Here is a 4,349-nt window from a genome sequence, read left to right as displayed (position 1 = left end):
ATCGATCAAATGAATGATAATTTGAGCGGCAAGATGGATGTCATGATCGATCTGCAAAAGGATACGCTATCCGGCCAGGAGACTCTCATCGAAGAGGTGAGGCAATCCAGGAAAGAGATAAAGGGCCGCATGGACCAGAGGTTCGATAAGCTGGAAAGCGAAGTAGCAGAAATGAAGGTGGCCCTCAAGTCAAAAGGCATCATTTAAATCCTGCAATATATTTCAAATGTCGAAGAGGACCTTTTTTCTCATCCCTGAGGCTTCGGTTTGGCGATCAGATCACTCCCCCTCGATCTTTTTCTTCCACTCCTCCGCCTCCTTCGCTAATTCTGGCTTTCCCAGCACTCTGGCCACAGATCCTATGGCCTCCAGATAGCGTACCATCTGGTCTAAATAGTTGATCAGATCGCCCTGGTAGGCATACATTCCATATCTATCGCTGAAGTAATCGATGATCTCTTCCGGGCTCTTGCCTTCCGCCCTCAGATCGAGAATGGACAATGATATGCTTTTTTGGACGCAGCCGCAGTAGGGAGACTCCTTGCAGGTGCAGCGGAGAAAGTCGCGGACGAAGTCCAGGCAGTATCTCTGAATCTTCCTCTCCAGCTGGTTCAGGTCGGAGCTGCTCAATAGATCCAAAAATGAGCCATGCAGAGCCCTCTGGGAGACCTGCATATGCAGCTTGGTGGATATATGCTCGGCGAACTTCAGATAAATAGCCTCAAAACCCTCCAGTTCAACTGCCACTTCCAAAGCGGATCTTCCTTTACCAATCCTCTTGGCGATGAGATTTGTCTGATCTGGGGTGAGAAAATGGGCTGCTGCTGCCGCTCCGAGGCGGGTGGGCTCAAAGCCTTTGACCAAACCTGCCCTCTCGAGAGAATTCAGGGCGCTATCCAGATCATCCAGACCCAGGGTTAGATCATGCAGCTTCTCCAGCTCCTGACGGGATCTGGAGGCGACCGCATTGGCCAAGACCTCCTCTTGCTGCTGCTCATCCGAGAACTCCGGGGCCACATCCTCCATAGCGCCATGCAGAAGGGCAAGTGCCATCTCATCCTCTGACTCCCCCCGACCAGAGGAGAACCGTCGGCCTGGCTCGGCCAAGATGTAGACCAATCCCAGGTCATGATAGCCCGGCCTGCCTGCCCTTCCCAGCATCTGGTTGAACTCGTGCACATTCAGCCAGTTGATGCCCATGGCCAGGGACTCGAAGACTACCTGGGAGGCGGGAAAGTCTACCCCGGCGGCCAAAGCTGCGGTCGTCACCACAGTGCTGATCTTTCCCTGGCCAAATAGCTCCTCGATTCTCTTCCTCTCTGGATACTGCAGGCCGGCATGATAAGCTGCCGCCCCGGGGATCGCCTGAGCGAGGTTATAGCAATTTTTGCGAGAGTTGGTGAAGATTATGGTCTGGCCACGGTAGCCGGTAGACGATGTCAGCTTCTCCGCCTGGGCGACCAACTGGCGCAAGAGCGTTCGCTTCTCTTTTCCCGAGGAGAAGATGAGATGGCGCTCAATGGGCACCGGCCGCACCTCGTACTCCACTAAAGCTGCATTCAACTGCTTGGCCAGGGCCCCCGGATTTCCTACTGTGGCGGAGAGGAAGATGAACTGCGCCTCTGGGGCAGCATTTCTCAGGCGGGCGATCATCCCAGCCAGACGATGGCCGCGTTCAGCATCTTCCAGCATATGAACCTCATCGATCACCACCGTTCCCACCCGCCCCAGGCTCTTTTTGGTGCGGATCACCTGATCTATGCCCTCGTAGGTGCCGGATATTATGTCAGCATTAAGGCTCTGGACGATCTTCCTCTTCTTTCCCAGACGGATGCGACTTGTTCCCACCCGAATGGATGTCTGAAAGCCCAGTTCATTATAAGCGGAGAGCTGATCGTACTTCTGGTTGGCCAGGGCCACCAGAGGCACCAGAAACAGTAGCTTGCCCTTTCCCTGCAAAAGGTTCCCTATCCCCGCCATCTCTCCGATCAGGCTCTTACCAGTAGCTGTAGCTGATACAACCAGCTGACTTTTTCCTTCCAGGAGACCGGCGGAGATCGCCCTGGACTGGACGGGCAGGAGTCTTGTCAGCCTGCGACGCAACAGCTCCTTAAGGGGTCCAGGCAGGTCGATTGAATCCAGGGGCAGACCAGTTTCCTCATGGCTGGCGGGAATGAAATCAAACCGGGTTAGCTCAGGCTCAAGCCTCTGCAAAGATAGCAGGCCGATGACATCATCCAAAGATCGCCTCTTCTTCAGGATCCTGGCCAGATGGGACTTGGCAGGACGGCTCAGATGATGAAAATCAGCCTCTCGGAGAAGCTCTGCTGCTGCACAGTTCTCGCAGATGCGGGCGCCCTTGTAGGTTATGGCATCTCGCCCCACATAGGTCACCCTCTTCTGCCCCAGACAATGGCCGCAGACCTGGACGAAGCGGTACTGCAGCTGGTAGGCCTCCAATAGCTCCATGAACCTTTTTTCCAGAGCCGAGTCCCCCCTGACAAGATAGATGGCCCCGGCTTTGCGAAGCAGCCTCATTGCATCCTCCGGAGGAAGGTACCTCTCGGCCTCATTCTCCTTCTTGACCAGGAACTTGAAGACCCTTGGCCCCTGGGGCATGTCCTTCAAGCGCAAATGGCCCTCGAAGAGAACCTTGTCCCCGCTCTGGGGCAATAACTGTATGCGAGACCTGTCCGCCTGAGCAAGAACCTGAAAAGTCATCTTTGAATCTGCGAGTTCGATTCAGCCAAGAGTGAGATCTATGAGCTCGTACTTCAGGCCCTCGGACTCCAGGCGGGTTAAAAGGCCGGGGATCTGCTCGTCCACGCTCACCACCAGAGAGCTGACTCCATGGTATGCCGCCTCCACCGCGAACTCCTTGGCACCGAAGAGCACATCCGGCTTCCTGCCGGCCTTCTTCAGAGCCACCAGGGCCTCAATTCCCAGGCACCCCACCATCCTCTCCTCTGAGAGCAGGCCTTTCAAAACCTCCAGGTCAACCCCTCTCGATCCGCCTGCTTGCACTCGCGGAACCTTGCATAGGGTTATCCTCCCCTCCTCCAGGCTTATCAATCCCCGCAAGTCTGAGATGCCCACATCCTCCCCTTCGCTGGCACTGGCAATGACAATCCCGCTGGCCTCGATATTTTCTTTTTTGTTGGCATACAAAAGGCCGCCTCTCATCTCCAAGGAGACCCTCTCTCCCTCGACCAAATCGGATTCAGCTATCGCCGTCCAGACGGACACATGGCTGATGATCTCCTCCATCACCACCCGAGCATATCGCTTCAGCTCAGCAGCGCTCTCCAGCAGCCACTCAACGCCCTCTTTGGTGATGCTGTAGCGCATGCGGCCGTCTGTAGTTACCAGGCCGTCTACCACCAGCTCTTTAATGTACTCGGAGATCGCCTGAGGGGTGACACCAAGCTTGCTTGCCACCTCCTTTTGGCGGAGGTTGGGCTGATGGGCAGCAATCTCAACCAGAATCTGAAAACGAGAGCTTTCCCTCTTGCTCTGCAATACATTGGCCATCAGAAATCCTCTTCATAAGGCTCTATCCGCTGTCCTCGCACCGCCAGTCCTTCTGCCCTCTTGGCCACGCCACGAATGAATACCTGACTGAGTCCCAGCTCCCGGGAAAGATTAGAAAGCGAGTTGTTGCCTCCATTAACCATCTTCTGCAGCGTCTCAGTTACCTCCCTCAGCTCCTCATCGGACATAAAAGTAAGGCTGATCAGCTCGCTCAGATCCTCCATGGTGGCTTGGAAGTTGGCCTGGATGCGAGAGTAGGTGGAATGATACTCTTTCTCCGGGCTCTCCCCGGGCTCAGGCACCCTCCACTTCGTCTCTATCAGGCCACTCTTGCGCAGAAGGGCTACGCTTCTGTGGACGCCAGCGTCATCGCCGAAAAGGCCAGCTAGCTCCCGCTCAGTTCGCCATTCCCGGCTTAGCTCATCGAATATCTTCTTATGAACGGCTGAGCCGAAGGCCTGCAATAATGGAACCAGATCTGATGGATCATTGATGATCCGCGTCCTTTTTCCAGTCACAAGAACCTCACGGTAATAACTAGGATTGACATTATGCCTTTTCTTTGATAAAGCTTTTGAAGATCAGATCAGCCTGATGGTTTCCAGGTTCATGGGAGCCATGGTGGGAATCCGGTATCTCTTGTAGATGGAGCTGGCCAGATCCAGACAGTTGCCCTCCTCGCCATGGTTGGTTAGAACCCGGCCGGGCTTGGGATATATGCGCCTCAGGTACTCCATGAGCTGCTGGCGATCGGAGTGACCGGAGAAGCCATCGACTGTTGTAACCTCCAGGTTGATCTTCACCGTCTGGGTCTTTCC

The 4,349-nt window shown here is 55.0% G+C and carries 4 protein-coding genes and 1 pseudogene; 1 reads left to right on the top strand and 4 read right to left on the bottom strand.

The features are described 5' to 3' along the window. A pseudogene (locus BP727_RS08835) lies at nt 1-207 on the top strand (acylphosphatase); the annotation flags it as partial. A gap of 72 nt (nt 208-279) precedes the next feature. On the opposite strand, the gene BP727_RS08830 reads toward BP727_RS08835, so the two are convergent. The 4 genes from BP727_RS08830 to BP727_RS08815 all read right to left on the bottom strand — a co-directional run. Continuing rightward, nucleotides 280-2,721 (bottom strand): DUF5814 domain-containing protein, encoded by a 2,442-nt coding sequence (locus BP727_RS08830; RefSeq protein WP_286858379.1) that lies wholly within the window; start codon nt 2,719-2,721, stop codon nt 280-282. Between the two features lie 21 nt (nt 2,722-2,742). Continuing rightward, nucleotides 2,743-3,531, bottom strand: a complete 789-nt coding sequence (locus BP727_RS08825) for a MarR family transcriptional regulator (protein ID WP_286858378.1) — start codon at nt 3,529-3,531, stop codon at nt 2,743-2,745. Beyond that, complete coding sequence (locus tag BP727_RS08820) at nt 3,531-4,049, bottom strand: ArsR family transcriptional regulator (protein WP_273271847.1); 519 nt, start codon at nt 4,047-4,049, stop codon at nt 3,531-3,533. Before BP727_RS08820 ends, BP727_RS08825 begins: the two co-directional genes overlap by 1 nt. A gap of 63 nt (nt 4,050-4,112) precedes the next feature. Then, nucleotides 4,113-4,349: MBL fold metallo-hydrolase RNA specificity domain-containing protein (locus tag BP727_RS08815; RefSeq protein WP_286858377.1), on the bottom strand; the 237-nt coding region annotated here is incomplete at its 5' end.

Origin of the sequence: Methanosaeta sp. UBA356 (assembly GCF_002496465.1) — an archaeon.
Lineage (GTDB): Archaea > Halobacteriota > Methanosarcinia > Methanotrichales > Methanotrichaceae > Methanothrix > Methanothrix soehngenii.
Note: the sequence above shows the minus strand (reverse complement) of the source record. Positions and strands in the feature narration are given on the sequence as shown.